Origin of the sequence: Deinococcus arboris (assembly GCF_009755355.1) — a bacterium.
Classification (GTDB): domain Bacteria; phylum Deinococcota; class Deinococci; order Deinococcales; family Deinococcaceae; genus Deinococcus; species Deinococcus betulae.
Genome location: NZ_WQLB01000001.1, coordinates 167,590 through 184,920, shown reverse-complemented (window position 1 = coordinate 184,920; position 17,331 = coordinate 167,590). Strand labels below are relative to the sequence as shown.

Sequence of the window (17,331 nt, the reverse complement as noted above, 5' to 3'; positions counted from 1 at the left end):
TTGGTGGGCGGTATAGGATTTGAACCTACGACCCTTCGCGTGTGAAGCGAATGCTCTACCACTGAGCTAACCGCCCGAAAAATGACCTGTGGTGGGCCCTGCCGGATTTGAACCGGCAACCAATCGGTTATGAGCCGACTGCTCTGACCGTTGAGCTAAGAGCCCGTGGGCACAGCCGCCTTTCAAGGCGAGGGGAAGTGTAGCAGCGCCCTTCTCGTGTTGTCAAACCCTGCGCCCTGGCCGGGGGCGGCAGGTACAGTGCGGGTATGCGTGTGGTGCATGTGGCTTCCGAGGTGTTTCCGTTCTCGCGTTCTGGCGGGCTGGGCGACGTGCTGGGCGCTCTGCCGGCCGTGCAGGCGGCCCAGGGCGCCGAGGTGACGGTCGTGTCGCCGTGGTACGCCGACATCTGCCAGGAGGTGAGAGAAGTCTGGCGCGGCGAGGTGCAGGCGCCCGGTGCCCCCGACCTGGGTACCCTGCGCATTGGTGAGGTCAAGTCAGAGGGCGTGCGCTACCTCTTTCTGGGCCTGATCCCCTTTGACCGCCCTGGCTTGTATCACCAGGACGACGTGTGGCGCTTTGCCCAGTTTGGCCGGGCCGTGTGGCCCGCGCTGGCGGCCCTGTCGCTGACCCCGGACGTGGTGCACGGCCACGACTGGCAGGCCGGGCTCAGTGTGGCTTGGGCGCGGCTGGCCGGCGTACCGGGCGTCTTCAGCGTGCATAACCTGCAGTACCAGGGCCGCTGGAACATTCATGACGGCGCGCCCTGGACGGGCCTGCCGGGCTGGGCCTTTACCCCCGACACGCTGGAATTTCACGGCGACGTGAGCCTCATGAAAGCGGGACTGGTGTTTGCCTCGCAGGTCACGACCGTGAGCCCTACCTACGCCCAGGAAATCCTGACCCATACGTACGGCGAGGGGCTGGAGGGCCTGCTGGCCCGCATCAGTGCAGAGGGGCGCCTGAGCGGCATCATCAATGGCCTGGACCAGGACCGCTGGAACCCCCGTGAGGACGAGCATATTCGGCCCTACCGTGACCTGCGCGGCAAGGTGGCCGCTGGCCGCGCCCTGCGCGCCGAGTTCGGGCTGGACGGCGCGCCCATCCTGGGGGCGGTCAGCCGCCTGGCCGAGCAAAAGGGCATGGACGTGCTGCTCTCGGCGCTGCCCGAGTTGGTGCAGGACTGGAACGTGGTCGTGCTGGGCAGCGGCGACCCCCGCCTGGAAGAAGGGCTGCGCGACTGGGCCGAACACGGGCGCGTGGTGTTCGTGCAGGGCATGCATGAGGCCCTAGCCCACCGCATTTACGCCGGGGCCGACGCCTTTGCCATGCCCAGCCGCTTCGAACCCTGCGGCCTGTCGCAGATGATCGCCATGCGCTACGGCACCCTGCCGGTGGTACGCGAAACCGGCGGCCTGGTGGACACGGTGTCGGCTGACGTGGGCTTCCGGTTTGGCCCCGAAACCCCGGACGCCCTGGCGGCCGCGTGCCGTGAGGCCCTGGCGGCGTTTGCCAATCGCCCCGACTGGCGCGCGCGCGTGAAGCGCGGCATGGCGCTGAACTTTAGCTGGGACGGCCCGGCCGCCGCTTACCTGGCCCTATACGCCGAGGTGCAGGCCGCGCCCCTGGTGCCCGTGGCTGGGCTGGAGGCATGAGCAGCGAGGTCGGGCTGGGCGACCTGCACGCCGAGGCGGTGGCCCCGGAGGCCCTGACCCCGGCCCTGGCGGCGCTCTATGAAGTGCCTGTTTCAGAGGTCGCCTGGATGGCGCAGAGTTGCGCGGCGGCCTGGCTGGTCTCGGAGGTGCAGCTGCTGGACGGCCAGGCGCGTGAGGTCGTGGTGGGCGCGGCGGGCGCGCGCCCCAGCCCGGCCCACGGCGCGGAACTGCTGGGCGGCGTGTTTGCTGGCCCCCGCCGCGCCGAAGTCACCGCGCTGCTGGTGGGCGCGGCCTACGCCGGGGTGGGCCGCGCCTACGTGTTTGCCGACGGCCACCTGTTTACCCCCGAGCCGCTGCTGTCGGCCGGCTGGCGCGAGGTCGGCGCCTACCGCCGCCTGGAGGGCCGCCCGCCCTACCGCGCCGCGCCGCCGCCCGCTGGGGTCATCCTGCGCGCCCTGGCTGAAACCCCAGTGCAGGCCCGGCTGGAGGCCCTGCGCACCTTTGAAGACCGCATCGGCCACCACGCCGTGACCCCCGAGGCCGCCCAGGACGGCGCCGGCGGCTTTGACCCGCAACTCAGCCTCGTGGCACTCGACGAGGCCGGGCGCGGGGTGGGCGTGTGCCGCGCCGCGATAGACGACGAGGACGGCCGCCCGGTGGGGCGCCTGGACGCGCCGGGGGTGGCCCTGGCCTGGCGTCATACGGGCCTACGCGCCGCCCTGCTGGCCGGGGTCTCGGCGCAGCTGCGGGCCCGCGGCGCCGCCCACCTGAGCATGGATTCCTGGGGCGACACCCCCGAGGAACTGGCGCACGACCTGGGCTGGGGGCTTCATGTCACGGGCGAGACGCCGCTGCTGGCCTCGCCGTAAGGCCCTGTCCAGAAGCAGGCTGATAGCATCGGGGGCGTGAATCTGGCCGTCGTGCTTGTCTCTCCCAAAACCCCTGGCAACATTGGCGCCGCCGCGCGCGCCATGCTGAATATGGGCGCCCGTGACCTGCGCCTGGTGGCCCCACGCTGCGACCATCTGGATTCGGGCGCGGTGGCGATGGCGGTGCACGCCGCTGACCTTCTACGCGAAGCGCGCCTGTATCCCACCCTGCGCGAGGCCCTGGCCGACCGCGACCTGAGCGTGGGCACCACGGCCCGCCTGCGCGCCGACCTGCCGGCCCCGCAGCACCCCGGCCACCTGCGGCCCCTGGTGCGCGCGGCGGCGGCCCCAGCTCTGGTCTTTGGGCCCGAGGAAACCGGCCTAATCAACAGCGACCTCGAACAGTGCCAGGTGACGGTGCGGGTGCCCACCGCCGAGTACGCCAGCCTGAACCTGGCCCAGGCGGTGCTGCTGGTCTGCTACGAGTTCTTGCAGGGCGTGGACGAGCTGCCCGAGCGCACTCGCAAGACGGCCACCCGCGAAGAGATGGAAGCCATGTACGGCCACCTGCACGAGACGATGCGCCTGATTGGCTACACCGACGCCGTGCGCGCCCGCCACACCCTGCGCCTGTGGCGGGCCGTGCTGGACCGCGCGCTGATGTCCAGCGCCGAGAGCCGCCTGTTTCGCGGCCTGCTGCGTCAGGTGGCCTGGAAGGTCGAGGACGCCGCGCGCCGGGGTCCAGCGGCGCTGCCGCCTGCACAGGGGCCCGAGCCCACCGAGGACACCCCCTGAGCCGGCCTGGTGACCTGACAGACACCTCAGCTGAGGTGGTCGCGCTCGTTCCCGAACCCGCCGACACCGAGGAGCGCGGCTTCCGGCTCTCAGACCGGGTGCGGGTCGTGCGCAACGTGCTGCCGCCCCTCATCGTGCTGGTGGTGGGGGTGGTGGAATTTCTGATTTCGCGCCTGCCTTCGTCGCGTCAGGAGCTATGGGCGCATCTGCTGTTTTACGGCCTGGTGGGGCCCGCGGTGACGTATTTTTCGGTGGAGTGGATTGCCCAGGGCACCCGCGCCCGCGAGCGCGCCGAGCGCGACCTGCGCGACCTCTACGGCCAGCTGAGTGCCAGCCACGCCCAGCTCGGCGCGGTGCAGGCCCTGATGCGCGACCTGACCGACGCCCCCGACATGGGCGCCGTGCTGGATGTGGCGGCCCGGGGCGCCCTGCGGGTCACCGGCGCCGCCCACGCCACCCTGACGGTCCCTGGCGGGCTGAGCGCCAGCGCGGCCCCCACCCCGCCCCCGGAGGTCCGGCACGCCCTCAAGGTGCCGGTGCCGGGCGGCGGGGCGCTGGCGCTGGGCTTTACAGACCCCCCAGGTGAGGACACCGAGGCGCTGGCCCAGGCGCTGGCCGCCGAGGTGGCGCGCGGTGTGGAAGCGGTGCGTCAGCGCACCCTGGACCTCATGACGCTGTATTCCGTGGACCAGAGCATCCGCGCCGAGCGCAACCTGCGCCGCCTGCTGGCCCGCGTGACCCGCACAATGGCCGAGCGGGTGGGCGCCGAGGCCCGCGCCATCTTTTTAAGTGACCAGGACGGGGTGCTGCGCCTGGAATACGCCCAGGACCGCCACGGCGAGAAACGCGGCGGCTTGCCGGCGCCGCCCTTCGCGCAGCAGGTGGCGCAGGCCGGCGAGCCGCAAAGCGCGGCCGGTGGGGACGCCGCCGAGGTCTTTGCCGACGCCCGCAGCGTCCTGGGTCTGCCCATGCGCGACGAGGAGGGCCTGGTGGGCGTCATCGTGCTGGGGGACGCCCGTGACCGCGCCTTTGACGCGGCCCGCGTGTCGCTGCTGGCCCTAATGGCCGGGCAGGCCACCCTGGCGGTGCGCAACGCCCGCGCCTACCTGTATTCCGAGGAACTGGCCATCAGTGACGAGCGTGCCCGCATCGCCCGCGAGATTCATGACGGCGTGGCGCAGTCGCTGGCCTTCGCCGCCCTGAAGCTGGACATCGTGGCGCGGCAACTGCACGCCGACCCCGCCAAGGCCGAGACCGAGGTGCGCGCCGCCACGACGCTGCTGCGCGAACAGATTCGGGAGGTCCGGCGCTCTATTTTTGCGCTGCGCCCCATTGATCTGGAGCGCTACGGCCTGCTGGAAACCGTGCAGCGCTACGTGCTGGACTTTGGCGAACAGAACAGCGTGCGCGTGACCCTGAACATCAGCGGCGACGTGCACCTGTCGCCGGGCGACGAGGCGGTGGTGTTCCGTATCCTTCAGGAAAGCCTGAACAACGTGGCCAAACACGCCCGCGCCCAGGAGGTCAAGGTGACCCTCCACGGCGGCGAGCGCGTGACCCTGCGCGTGCAGGACGACGGCGCTGGCTTTGACCCTGCGGGCCTGACCGGCCGGGTCAGCAGTGCGGGCGGCCTGGGGCTCCTGCAGATGCGCGAGCGGATAGAGGCGCGGGGTGGGGAGTACCGCGTGTTGTCCAGTCCTGGCCACGGCACCCTGATCGAAGCCGATATGCCCCAGGGCTAGGGCGGTCAGCTTCTGGGCGCCGCCGGGACAGGAAGCCCCGTAGATTAAGGCGGAACACCGAGATCGGAAGTGATTGGAGCGGGATGTGCTGAGAACAGTATTGGGGTTGCTCCACGAACCTGAGCAAGAGTGGTACGTGCCAGCTGCTGCACAAGCCTCTTGACCCCTGCCGTTCACCCTGGCCTCCGGACGCAGGGCGTTTTAGAGCCAGGCCTTGACGTGTGGGATCAAAGATTTTGCTCTGATGCTGTTTCGAGGCCTTTTGGCAAGGACAGGGTCAAAGCGAAGGTCGTTCAGCTGTGGCACCTGGCTACCGCGTGACGAGAGCGGCACAGGCCGTCCTGACTGTGGTGGGCCCTTGCGGCGTTCCGCCGCGCGCCCCATCCCGTATGCTGGGAGGCAATGAGCGCCGTGATTCACCTGCAAGCGCTCGGGCTGACCGAATACGAGGCCCGTGCCTACACCGCCCTGCTGGCCCTGGGGCGCGCGGTGCCGGCCCGCGTTGCGCGTCAGGCCGGCATTCCCCGACCCAAAATCTACGAGACCCTCGAACGCCTGGAAGGCCGGGGCCTGGCCGCCAAGGTGGGGCAGAACCCCCTGGAATACGCGCCGCTCAGTGCCCGCGAGTACCTGGCCCGCGCCCGGCGGTCCTTTGACGACCGGCTGGGGGCCCTGGACCGTGACCTCTCGCGCCTGGCCCCCGACCCCGCCCCCGAAGCGGTGTATCACCTGTACGGCGAGGCGGCCATTCGCAGCCTCTGTGAAGACCTGACCCTGAATGCCCGGCGCAGCCTCTACATGGCCGGTGAGGCCACGCTGGCAGACCGCCTGGAACGCCTGAGCCCCAGAGGCGTCACGCTGCGCCGCGCCGAGCTGGCGGGCCTGCCCAGTATCGCGGCGCCGGGGCAGCGCGCCTTCCTGCTGGCCCGCGACGGCGAGGCCGCCCTGATCGCCCATTTCATCGAGGAAGGCGGCGCGGGCGAGGCGCACGGGGTCCACACCCATAACCCGGTGATCATTCACCTGATAGAGGGCTACGTGCAGCTCAGCGCCCAGCAGCGCGCGGCCCCCGCCTGAATTTGGTGTTGACAGCTTGGGGGGCCGCTGTTAATCTATCTGAGCCTCAAACGAGGCCAACAGAACAACCTGGGGCTGTGGCGCAGTTGGGAGCGCGTCTGAATGGCATTCAGAAGGTCAGGGGTTCGAATCCCCTCAGCTCCACCAAGAGGCCCCGCTGCAAGCGGGGTTTTTTCAAGGCGATGTAGCTCAGCTGGTTAGAGCGAACGACTCATAATCGTTAGGTCCCCGGTTCAAGTCCGGGCATCGCCACCACACGCAAGGAAACACCGTCTATGACGGTGTTTTCGCTTTTGTACTCGTGGAGATGAGCGAGATGAGATTTGCCGAATCGTGTACTTTCTAGCAGGAGGCAATTCAGCACACGACTCGACCAAACCAGCAGCGGAGGCCGTCAGAAAGGAGGGGTCAATGAACCTCACTGAACTCTGGCAGCGGCACGCAAGGCATCTCAAGTTGCGCAGGCGTAGTGCATACACCGTGACGTATTACGCCGCCACAGGTCGGGCACTCACGGCCTACCTTGAAGGAGAAGGTCACCAGATGGTGGCAGCCGAGGTGCGAATTGGTGACTTGCGCGGTTTCATGGAGCATCTTCAGTCTCGGGGACTTGCAGAAGGTGGCATAGACGCCCACTTCCGCGCTTTGCGTGGCGTCTTCGGCTGGGCCGTAGCCGATGAGCTGCTGGAACGCGACCCTACCAAGCGGCTGGAACGGCCCAGGAAGCCCCAGAAGCTCATGGAGACGCTCAGTCCTGACGAGTACCGCCTCCTGCTGGCAGAGGCCCGCAAGGGGCCGCAGAAAAGCCGGGATACGGCCCTGCTGGTGACTCTGTTCGACACCGGTTTGCGCTTGGCTGAGGTGGCCAGTCTCCAGGTGACAGACGTGCGCCTCACTGAGGGCCATCTCCGGGTGGTGGGGAAAGGGAACAAGGAACGTGTTGTGCCCTTGGGCCTGCGTTCGACAGAAGCGGTAGACCGGTACATCCGGAAAGCCAGGAAACCGAAGCATCCCTGCATACCGAACGTTTTTCTGGGCCGAAGTGGAGAGCCCCTGACCCGGTCTGGCGTGTCGCAGCTCCTGGCCGACCTCGCAGCTGCTGTCAGTATTCCCAGGGCGCATGCTGCCCCGCATGCCTTCCGCCGGGCCTTTGCTGTCAACTATCTGCGCAACGGCGGCGACGTGTTTTCGCTTCAACATGTGTTGGGTCATACCAGCCTAGAGATGACCCGCCGCTACGTGAACCTCCTGCCGGAAGACCTCAAAGTGGCTCACATCCGGGTGTCGCCTGCCGACCATGCCAGTCTCCGGGGGACCACAGGCGGCAGGCCATGATGCCAGGGCAGATGCGAGAGGGCACTTTCAGTTCTGAGCAGCGTCTGCGCTTCACGACCCTTGCCCTGAAGCGCAATCTGGCCCATATCCGCTGGCGGGAGACCAATCCTTACGGCATTTCCAACGAGGCGTCTGTCGGGCTTCAATTAGCCAGCACGCTCCTGCTTTGGATAGCGACCAGCCCACTAGAAAAAGTGATGAACGACCTGGACAGTGACCCGCTCAGCCCGAAGCTGAAGCGCCACTGGACGGAGCCGGACTTTCAGCCCAACCACGCCGAGGGGCTGCGGGCCACGCTGCCGCAGTGGCGTGCCGCCATTGCACAGGGGAAGGTAGACGTGCTGCTGGCTGGGGACGGCTGGCAGGTCACCGGTCTGCGGGCACGGCTGGGTCAAGCAGGCGGTGAGAGCCCAGTATGGGAGATGACCCTGGACTGTGAACGGCTGGAGTTCATCGTGGATATCCTGGCCCAGACCGTGCCCTTCTGGCGCTTTCCCCTCACCCCGTCCTCTGCTGAGCGGGCGTCAGCAGGTGCCAGGCGGAACGGTAGGGTGCCAGGGGACAAAACGGCGACTCTGGGTGAACCGTCAGTGACGCCTGGCGCTCCGCCACAGGAACAACGTAAGCGGCGCTGAGCCGCTCATTTTGGAGCACAACGAGCAGCAAGAAGTTGGCATCCGCCGCGTAGTCTTTGGCATAGAGATGTTGTCCGTGGAATGAGGGCCGCACCTCCGGCAGCACGTACCGGAAGTGACGGCCCTCGCCATGTCTGGATGTAGCCGACGTTTTCACATCTACTCGCCAGCCGTTGACGAGGAGGTCGTAGGGCGAGCCTGGCGGCATGACATGAACGGTCAAGCCGAGCGTGACCAGATGTTCTGCAACCAAGCGCTCGCCGAGCGTTCCCGTTGAGTTTGGCTGATGGTTGCTGCCCAGGTTGAGGGCCTTCTTGCGGCGTTTGATGCTCGAAAGGCTGAGGCCAAAGTGTTGAGCGAGTTCGTTGTCCTTGAGCCCACGGGCATGGGCGGCGGCGAGTTGAGATAGGTCGATGTTCTTGTGGTTCATGAGTACCTCCAGCAGGCAAGAAAATTCGCCCGGCGGGTACCGGGCGGTCGAGAAGGTGGGGTTGTGTGCGAAGAGGGATGTTTGGATTCAAGAGAAATCAAAAGACGTGGCAGTCGTATCCCGTGAGCCTAAACATGGCTGCTCTGGCAACTCGCTCGTCCTCAGCGTAGACGCGGCTGCGACCGCCTCCCAACTCGGCTGGGAGCATGACCTGAAAGGACTGCAAGTGAGCCAGCTCCGAGTCTCTTCTAAAGATGTCCAGCACCCTAGAGACTTGGATCCCGGTGGCTGGCTTGTATTCCCCAAGTTCAGCGTACAGGGGCTGTAAAGTCCCCTGCCAGGCGTTCAGGAGGGGGGTGCTGCCACGTGGGTGGCCCAGCATGGCGCCTTGCACGCAGAGAAGTGCCTTCGCTTCGGCAGGACGAGGAGTGTACAACCCTAGGACGACCAAGCAGAGGTGCGGCAGACCGCCGTACATCTTCAACAATTCGCAGCTCAATGCTAGGACGGCCTCCGGCTGATGGGGGCGTTTGGCCCATTTGGTGAAGGAGCGGAGTGGAACGTATTCGGCGATGGAAAGCCATTCGCTGCCCCTCAATTCTCTGTCGAACTTGTCCAGGTCGAAAACGGTGATAACCCGTGGCCGGTCTGGGTCACCAAGCTCGAAAGTGGTCTGACGGCCACGGTGCAGCATCTGGAGCAGCTCCGTGACCCGCAGGTGACGGGCCATGCGTTCCCGGCGGGTCGCACTGTGCGGCTCGATGGCAGCCAGAAAATGCGCCTGGTACAGGCTCGGTTTGGCTGGCGGATGAAGAGCCACCACATGTCGTCCCCGGTAGGCATTCACGCCGCGCCCCGCGAACCAGTACGCAAATTCGATGGACTGGAAATCCGCTGCTGGACCCCAGGCCAAGGTCAACGGCGGCTTCAACCGGACAGCCCATTCAGGTTGAAACTTGCCGAGCTTCAGGCGGTTGGTCACTTCCCGGTATGAAAGGACCAGGGTGCCCGCCTTATGGCGGCTGGTCAGTTCCCCAATCTCTCCGAGGAGATGTTTGCGTTTCGGCTCCTGGTCGCCATCCAAGAGGTTCTTGCGGTGGATGTGCCACTCCTTGTGAACTTCCACGTCAAGGGGTACCACCGGCCAGTCCTGCCTGAACTTAACTTGGTGCTGCTGAAAAACGGCCTGATACTGCCCCACCGCCGCATCGGCGTAGGCATCCAGAACAAGAATGGGTGGGCTGTCGCCCCTAAGAGTACGGAGGACGTTCGCCCTAAACCTGACGGAGATAGGTTTGCCCTGCTCCCACACGACACCGAACCGCTGGCTGTTCGTAGGGGTGACCGATGAGGCGGCGAAGTCCTCGCGCATCGCCTCAACAACTTCGTCGGGAACGATGTCGTTTGGGTCTTCGGCTTTGACGGCGGCCTGGAGAGTTTCTTGAAACCTCGCCCAATCCGGCGCCCCAGGCGGGGCTGCCACGAATCGAGTCCAGAAGGGCCGCCCGGTCAGACTCTTTGCTGTAACGCCCGTAATGGGGTGTTCAACCACTGCCAGCTCGTCTTCAGGAATCTCGTTCGACAGGACTTGCTGCATGACCTGATGCAGGGCTTGACTGATGGTGCCTGGCTTACCGGGTATCACGTCATTCCACAGAATCCAGGCGGGCGTCAGCCCACCCGGCTCCTCGCCTAGGCTGTACACCAATGAATCCAGGGGGTCTTCGTCAATCACCACGAGGTCTACGTCCGCCATGAACTGCTCGTAGTGCGGCGGGCGGCTGGGGGCTAGCAGCAGCGGAAGGTGGGCGTGACTCACGACGTAGACCGAGGTGTCCTTGGACCATCTGAACTGCGCGTAGTACGCCCCGGCGGAGTGTGTCCGTCCAAACCCTTTGAGGATTCGCACCCTGTTGCTGAGACGCTCTGTGCGAAATGCATTAAGGAGCTGACGCCGGGCCTCCTCGCCCAGAGAGTTGGCGTCCCTGGTGCCATGCGTAGCCCAGACCACCCGGTAAGGTTCTCCAGCAGGGCACCGATGGGCCTCGGCAATCAGGGCGGCGACTGCCGCATACATCGCTGTGCTTTTGCCACCTCCTGGGGGAGCGGCGATGACATGAATTTCGCCCCACCTGGTGGCGTGGATGATGGGTGAAACATCGGCGGCTTCGAGTTGAACGGTCTTGGTTGGTCGCATTGCGGTCAAGTTTCGGTAGGTCTGGTTACGGCGTCAGGAGGAGAGGACGGCTGGCGGGTGAGCAACCTTGACAGAAATACTACTTATTTTGTGGCTGTGTTCAGAGTGTTGGAACGTCCTGGTGTTACCAAAACGCCTGATAAAGAGGTAACGAATCCAACGAGAAATCTCTCTCCTTGAGTTCGGAAGAACGCCAAGCCGACCACTTAGGGTGACGTGGTGACGGTCAGACGCCGCCCCCTGTGCCTGGCTACGCGCACCTTGTTCCCCGCCATCTTCCAAAAGCAATCGGCGCGTGAGCGCCCGACGCCTTTAGGCGGCGGTGGCTGTTCAGCCGACGACTTCACCGATTGTGCGTCGAAGCGAGGTCAGGTCGCGTGCAACTCCGGGGCGGGGTAGTCGGGGGGACCCTACAACCCCACGGACTGCGGCGTTGGGGGGCAACGACTCTGAGGAAGGGAGGGGGGCTTTCCTGAAGGGATTTGCAACCTTGAGGCTGGCCGCTTCGCGGCGGAAAGAAGGCGTCGATTCACACATGTAAAAGCAACCCTTCGGCGCAGTCGTCCACCGCCGCAACCCAGGTCTTGCCGATGAGGAGCTTCGCCACCGACCTAGAGGTCATATTCCGCACCGTGAAAGGCCAGCCACGACTTGCGCTCGGCGTAGTCAGGCAGCAGCACCTCCAGCCGTTCCCAGAATGAGGCCTTGTGATGGTGATGTTCCAGGTGAACCAGCTCATGAACCAGCACGTACTCGGCCATACGGCGGGGCAACAGCGCCACCCGCCAGTGCAGCGCCACCGCCTGCCCCGTGCCGCATGACCCCCACCGCTGGCCGAGGTCTGTCACCCGCACACTGGAAGGTTGGACACGCAACCGGGAGTGCAGCCGAAAGAGTTGCTCCTCGGCCCAGGTCGAGAGGTGGCCGGAGTACCAGCGGATAAACAGCTCCCGGCCCCGCGACGCTTCGGCACGGTGCAGCCGAAACCGGCCCCCCTTCAACGTGAGCCCTTCTTCTTCGGGGGCCCCCTCAGTCAGGAGCAACCGGTACGACCGCCCCGCGTAGAAAAAGCCCTCGCCTGTCACGTACTCCCGTTCGCGGCGGGGACGGTGCAGGCGGGTCTTGTCAGCCAACTTGCTGTAGAGCCAGTCCTGGCGGGACAACACCAGTTGCCGGAGCATGCCTGCATCTGTGCCGCTGGGCGCCAGAATTAGCAAGGCTCCGTCGCGTTCCAGCCCCAGGCTCACCGTCCTGCGCCGGGCACTCTCCCGCACTGTGAAGGTCAGGTCGTGCAGCGTCAGGGTCCATTCGGCAGGGACTGGCGTCAGTCGAGGGTCACCCAGCGCAGATGGAGCCGCCGCGCCAGCCCCATCAACTCGTCGGCCACCGCTTCGCATGTGGAGAACGGTATCAGGCCCTGGTCGTCGAGATAGCCAGCCAGCCAGCCTCGCACCCGGCTCTGCTGCACGGCATTGCGCCAGAAATCCGGAATCGCCGTGCGCTGGCGCAACGCCTGCACGATGTGAGCGGTGCCTTCAATCAGCCGCTGGCCCTGCTCTCCAGTCAGGTCTTCGGGCTTCTCCGGCTGGGCCTCCAGGAGGACGCTGAAGAAAGGCGCTTCGGTGTGTGGATTGAGGCCAGTGGCGTCGGCGGGCCGTCCTGCCTGCATCTCCTCGAAGAAGGCCAGCAGGGCTTCGACCAGCGCGTCCCAGTGTTGGGCGTGCAGCTTCAGGAGTTCTTCGAGCCGCTCGCTGAGCTTGCGGTAATGCACCGGGTCATCGCCCAGCCGGGTGTTAATGAAGTGCCGGGCGGCGTGTTCCATCGCGGCGGCCTGCGTGCGTTTGGACGTGAAGCCGCCGACCTCCTGGCGGAAATTTGGGTCAAGAACCTCAATGCGCGGCACCTTAACCTGTATGCCGCTGGCATCCACATACTGTGCAATGAGCGCCCTGACCTTCTCGCCGCCGCCCAGCAGGGGTTCGGTCTCTCCTTCGGCATAGACCTGTCGGGCCGTGTCGGCAATCCGGCCCAGGAGAGCCGCGTCCTGCACGTATCGCAAAGCTTCGGGGCGGGGCAGCACGATGTCCAGCGCGTTCAGAAAGGCCGAAAGTCTGACCTTGAACTCGGCCCTGAGCTTCGGGTCGGCCAGAAGGTTCACGCCGTCCTCGCGATGGTCCAGCCCGACTCCAGCCTCGGAGAAGATGCGCCGCACGTCATGGTGGGCCGTCTCAAGGACCGGCAGGGTGTCCTTGATGGAGGTCATGGCTCCTGCAACATCGGCCTGCGTGTAATCGCTCAGCGCCTGCGCGAGATGGTGGCCGACCCCGTAATAGTCCACGACCAGGCCGTGCCTCTTGCGTGGAGCTGTCCGGTTCACACGGGCAATCGCCTGAAGCAGCTCATGGTTCCGGATGTTTCGGTCCAGATACAGTGCCTGCTCGACGGGTGCGTCGAATCCGGTGAGCAGCATGCTCTTGACAATGATGATGCTCAGCGGGTGAGTCGGGTTTTTGAACTGCCCGCCTTCCCGGATGCGGCTTTCTTGCTTTGTGGAGTCTGTCCACTGCGCCCAGTCAGCGGGGTCAGTCTTGCCGCCGTCCGAAATGACCGGGGCAAATTCCAGCTTGCTCAGCCGTTCGCGGTGGGGATGGGCCGCGACGAGGGAACGGGTGCGTTCATCGAGGCTGGCCAGCTTCTCCGGGGGCAGGCTCAGGAAGAGCGAGTTCAGCCCGTTCAGTTCTTCCCCCAGTCTGGCCTGCGCCTTCAGGAAGGCCCGGTGGTACTCGACGGCGGCCTCGCGGCTGTGGGCCACCACCTGCGCCTTGAAGCCATTCGGCAGCACCTGAGAAGCGTAGTGGAGCAGCATGTCTTCGGCTTTCAGGGCTATCAGCTTGGGCGAGTTGAGCAGTTCACCCAGCGTGCCGTACTTCTCTTGCAGCTTCTTGCGGGCAGCATCGTCGAGTTCGTCGAAGAACACGTCGAACAGCCCGTCCAACGACTGACCGTCCTTCAGAAACGCCTTGACGCTGCGGCCCTCGTACAGAATCGGCACCGTCGCCTTGTCCTGCTGGCTCTCCAGAATGGTGTACTGGTCAATGATGGGGCCGAAAATCTCCTGCGTCTTCTTCTGCTGGCCCTGAATGATAGGTGTCCCGGTAAAGCCGATGAGCGCCGCATTCGGCAGGGCAGCTCTCAGGTGCGCGTGCTGGGTATTGGTGTGTGAACGGTGGGCCTCATCCACGAGCACCAGAATCTTCTCGCTGGGGTTCAGCACAGCCTGCTGGGGGTCGAAGTCCTCGCCGGTCTGCCCCCGAAGCTTCTGCACCATCCCGAACACGAACCCCGCTCCCGGTTGGGAGAGGGCCGCGTTGAGGGCCTTGACCCCCCTGGCCACCGTCAGCGGTTCTCCGGCCACTTTCGCGGTACTCACCAGTTGTTTTTCCAGGTCACGTCGGTCCGTGACCACCACAATCTTGAAGGGGCGCAGCTCTGGCACAGTGCGGATGGCCCGCACCAGGAACATCATGGTCAGGCTCTTGCCCGACCCCTGGGTGTGCCAGACGATGCCGCCGCGTTTGTCCCACTCCGAGCCGAGCAGCCGAGTCTCGCCCGTTTCCAGTCGGGCCAGCGCCCGCCGAACGGCCCGGTACTGCTGGTATCTCGCCACCCGCTTGCCCTCGGCATCGGTCAAGGTGAAGTTCTCCAGCAAGTCGAGTAAGGTCGCCGGGTTGAGCACACCTGCTGCCAGCACCTGTTGCGGGTGCAGCTTCGTCTTGCCGAGCTTGGCCTGCACCTGTTCCCGCGTGAAGGGGAAGGTGTCTTTCCAGGTTAGGAAGGCCTCCATGGGGGCACCCACCGTGCCGATGACAGCTCGAAAGAAGTTGGTACCGACCAACAGCTGCACGGTGTGAAAGAAGCGCTCCACGCCTTCGGGCTCCAGGCTGCCACGCCGGTTCTGGTACATGAGCAGGTCGCTCACGGCTTTTTTCATCGGCGAGGCCACATCTGGCGACTTGCACTCCACGACCACCAGTGGGAGGCCATTCACGAACAGCACGAGGTCGGGGATGATGAAGCCGGGCCCACCTGTGTACCCCGGCGGGTCAACGCGGAACTGGTTGACCGCCAACAGGTCGTTGTTGGCCGGAGTCCGAAAGTCCACGAAGCGCACCGTGTGTCCCTTCCCGTCTGGCCCCGTCACCTGCACGCCGTCGAGCAGCAGGGCCGTCAGGTGGGCATTGACCGCCATCAAACCGTTGACCCCAGCAGGCAGGCGGGTTAAGGCGCTGACCGCTTCGGCAACGTGCCCGTCGTCCAGCCAAGGGCAGTGGGGCAGGTTGATTTTCCGCACCGCTTCCCGCAGTCGGCCCATCAGCAGGGTTTCCTTGAACGACTCGCGCTCGGTCAGGTCCGGAACGAACGCGTCGCCCAACAGAATGTCCCAGCCAAGGCCACTGAGCTGCCCCATCAGGGGGAATTCCACCTCGTTGTATTCGGGGCCGTGCGGCGTGTGGGCGTGCGTCATGGACGCTCCGGACGAAGAGAGGTCGCAAAGCTCGGCGGATTCATTCCGGTTCCGTCAGGAACCCCCGCAGGGGCCACGTTGGGGCTCAGCATCACGCTTCCGCTGCTTGGTTTCCGGCCAGCACGTCGCGCTCCACATAGCTCCGAAACTGTGCAGCATCCGTGAAATACAGATAGCCCGCCTGATTGGCCGCAGCCAGGGTGAGGTCGGGTTCGGCCAGCAGCAGGGCAACGGGTTGACTCAGCCCCTCTTGAAGACCATTCAGCCAAGCCACATCCAGCGTCGCCAGCAGTTCGCCCTCGGCGTCCACCAGTTCATGCCGCAGCACTCCTTCGGGCAGGCCCTGGGCCATCACCCAAGCATTGACTTCCTCCAGCACCTTCGACTCTTCGTCTCCTAGTGCTGTGCTGACCGCAGGCAGGGTGTCTTGCGGTTCTTCGGTGGCGGTGCTCAGGGTACCGCCAATCAAGCTGTTTAGGAAGGTGTTGGCCGCCCCGGCGAGCAACTCCCGGCGCTTGGCCAGAAAAGCCCGGTACTGGTCTACCGACCACAGCTCCGGTGTCATCGGAATCCAGTGCGATTCGATGGCCCCCGGATGTTTCGCGGCGAAGGTGGGCAGATACTGTTCGGGCAGGTCATCGGAAATCAGCAGGTTGGTTTCCTGCGTCAAGAACGTGAAGTTGGCGATGGCGTTGATGAGCTGACGGTCTATCCCGGCCCTCTTGAGCTGCGCCTGCGGGAAAACGTGATGGACTTGCAGCTTGCTAAGTGAGCCAAGAAGGGCGTTGCGCAGCTCGACGCCGCTCTCCCAGTCGCGAGCGTGCTCGACCCGGCTGAGCATGTACAGCATGGGGTAAAAGCGTGCTCCCCTCGTGGAGCCTTCAAAGTCTTCCGGACGCACCTTCAGGTCACCCCGGTTGCGCCTCAAGTCGGCAATCAGGCGGTCAAGCGCTCCTTCTGAGTCGCTGATGAGGTTCAGGTCACGCGCCAAGACACTCTCTGTGGAACCTGCGTACCGCCCCCACAAGAAGGTGTGGATGTACCAGTAGAGCAGCTTTTGCCGCTCGGTGTGGCTGTTGAAGTCCTTACCCCGCTGATGGATGTAGCGGGCCATGACTGGGAACGAGTAACGGCTGCCCAGCACTTGGTCGCTGTCGAGGCCGAGAGACGAATTCACCAGATTCAGCAGCCGGTTGATGGCCTTCTTGGCGTCGGCCAAGCCCTGCTGGAACTGAGCGGGCGTGACGTGCGAAAGGGCCGCGTAATACGCTTCTCCGGTCACGACAGCGTTGATGACCCGCATCAGCCAGTCGAGTTTGAAGTGAAAGCCTATCGCCGACCACTCGCGCAGGGCTTGTTGCATCTCTTCACGCGCCTGTGGCCATTCGGCGCACACCTTGGCCAGGGCCAAGTCCCCGCTCGACAGCTTGGTGCCGCCGCTGTTGACCTTGTTAAAGATGTCCACGACGGTTTCGACGGTCTTGTCTTCTCCGACGATTTCTTCGATGTGAACATCAATGTCACCGATATTCTTAAGGCGCATGATTCGTTCAAAGTAATTGTCAGCCTTGTCGGGCATGCCGCCGAACAAAACCCTGCCCAAGCTGCCCAGTTTGCTGGCATCCGTAAACAGCTCGGTGACGTTGAGCCACAGGGGGTTGTTCTGCATTTTCTGCGGTGCGTAGAACTCGAATTCTTCGGTGTCGAGGTTGAAGTACAGGCCGGTGAAAGCCTTGACATTGCCATCAAAAAAGCGGGGTGGCTTGCCCCGCATCACGCCGTAGAGGCTGGTCATGCGCTGCTGGCCGTCCAACAGCAGGCTGATGGCCCCCAAGGTGGACGCGGCTCCCCCTCTGGTCGCCGTCGTGTCGCCCCGCGTCTTCCATGTCAGCAGGCTGCCCACCGGGTAGCGGTGATAGAGCGAGCGCATCAGGCCACGCACCTGGTCGCGGTTCCAGACATAGCCGCGCTGAAACTCTGGGAGTGCCACGGTGTTCAGGTCAATCTGGCTGAGGATGTCCGCGATTTTCATAGTCTGGCCGTCACGCTACCACTGCTGCCGCACCCGCCTGAA

At 64.9% G+C, this 17,331-nt stretch carries 11 protein-coding genes and 4 tRNA genes; 8 read left to right on the top strand and 7 right to left on the bottom strand.

Annotated elements, in window-relative coordinates:
- Position 1 precedes the first annotated feature (1 nt).
- Together GO986_RS00880 and GO986_RS00875 are read right to left on the bottom strand one after the other, a co-directional pair.
- Positions 2-76, bottom strand: a tRNA-Val gene (locus tag GO986_RS00880).
- 13 nt (positions 77-89) lie between these two features.
- Positions 90-165, bottom strand: a tRNA-Ile gene (locus GO986_RS00875).
- A 101-nt stretch (positions 166-266) separates the two neighbouring features.
- On the opposite strand from GO986_RS00875, the gene GO986_RS00870 reads away from it, so the two are divergent.
- The 8 genes from GO986_RS00870 to GO986_RS00835 all read left to right on the top strand — a co-directional run bounded on the left by GO986_RS00870 (position 267) and on the right by GO986_RS00835 (position 7,470).
- Positions 267-1,652 carry a glycogen synthase gene (locus GO986_RS00870; RefSeq protein ID WP_157457335.1) on the top strand — a complete coding sequence of 462 codons (1,386 nt, stop codon included), beginning with the start codon at positions 267-269 and terminating at the stop codon, positions 1,650-1,652.
- The gene (locus GO986_RS00865; RefSeq protein WP_198170339.1) at positions 1,649-2,521 is read left to right on the top strand and encodes a hypothetical protein; all 873 of its coding nucleotides are present in this window, start codon (positions 1,649-1,651) and stop codon (positions 2,519-2,521) included. The genes GO986_RS00870 and GO986_RS00865 overlap by 4 nt, the downstream gene beginning before the upstream one ends.
- 36 nt (positions 2,522-2,557) lie before the next feature.
- Positions 2,558-3,316 carry an RNA methyltransferase gene (locus tag GO986_RS00860; protein ID WP_369409055.1) on the top strand — a complete coding sequence of 253 codons (759 nt, stop codon included), beginning with the start codon at positions 2,558-2,560 and terminating at the stop codon, positions 3,314-3,316.
- Between the two features lie 98 nt (positions 3,317-3,414).
- Positions 3,415-5,058: a GAF domain-containing sensor histidine kinase gene (locus GO986_RS00855; protein WP_369409072.1), complete on the top strand. Its 1,644-nt coding sequence runs from the start codon at positions 3,415-3,417 to the stop codon at positions 5,056-5,058.
- 402 nt (positions 5,059-5,460) lie between these two features.
- Positions 5,461-6,135, top strand: a complete 675-nt coding sequence (locus GO986_RS00850; protein ID WP_157457334.1) for a TrmB family transcriptional regulator — start codon at positions 5,461-5,463, stop codon at positions 6,133-6,135.
- A gap of 71 nt (positions 6,136-6,206) precedes the next feature.
- Positions 6,207-6,282, top strand: a tRNA-Ala gene (locus tag GO986_RS00845).
- A gap of 31 nt (positions 6,283-6,313) precedes the next feature.
- A tRNA-Met gene (locus GO986_RS00840) sits at positions 6,314-6,390 on the top strand.
- Positions 6,391-6,546: 156 nt separating this feature from the next.
- Entirely contained in the window at positions 6,547-7,470 is a 924-nt protein-coding gene (locus GO986_RS00835; RefSeq protein ID WP_157457333.1) for a tyrosine-type recombinase/integrase, read from the top strand.
- Positions 7,471-7,968: 498 nt separating this feature from the next.
- Here GO986_RS00835 and GO986_RS00830 read toward each other — a convergent pair whose 3' ends face one another.
- The 5 genes from GO986_RS00830 to GO986_RS00810 all read right to left on the bottom strand — a co-directional run bounded on the left by GO986_RS00830 (position 7,969) and on the right by GO986_RS00810 (position 17,289).
- The gene (locus GO986_RS00830; protein ID WP_157457332.1) at positions 7,969-8,535 is read right to left on the bottom strand and encodes a hypothetical protein; all 567 of its coding nucleotides are present in this window, start codon (positions 8,533-8,535) and stop codon (positions 7,969-7,971) included.
- Positions 8,536-8,632: 97 nt separating this feature from the next.
- Complete coding sequence (locus GO986_RS00825) at positions 8,633-10,732, bottom strand: hypothetical protein (protein ID WP_157457331.1); 2,100 nt, start codon at positions 10,730-10,732, stop codon at positions 8,633-8,635.
- A gap of 611 nt (positions 10,733-11,343) precedes the next feature.
- Entirely contained in the window at positions 11,344-12,129 is a 786-nt protein-coding gene (locus GO986_RS00820) for a M48 family metallopeptidase (protein ID WP_157457330.1), read from the bottom strand.
- On the bottom strand, positions 12,057-15,257 hold the full coding sequence (locus GO986_RS00815; RefSeq protein WP_157457329.1) for a type I restriction endonuclease subunit R: 3,201 nt from the start codon (positions 15,255-15,257) through the stop codon (positions 12,057-12,059). Before GO986_RS00815 ends, GO986_RS00820 begins: the two co-directional genes overlap by 73 nt.
- A gap of 91 nt (positions 15,258-15,348) precedes the next feature.
- Entirely contained in the window at positions 15,349-17,289 is a 1,941-nt protein-coding gene (locus GO986_RS00810; RefSeq protein ID WP_157457328.1) for a GmrSD restriction endonuclease domain-containing protein, read from the bottom strand.
- Positions 17,290-17,331 lie beyond the last annotated feature (42 nt).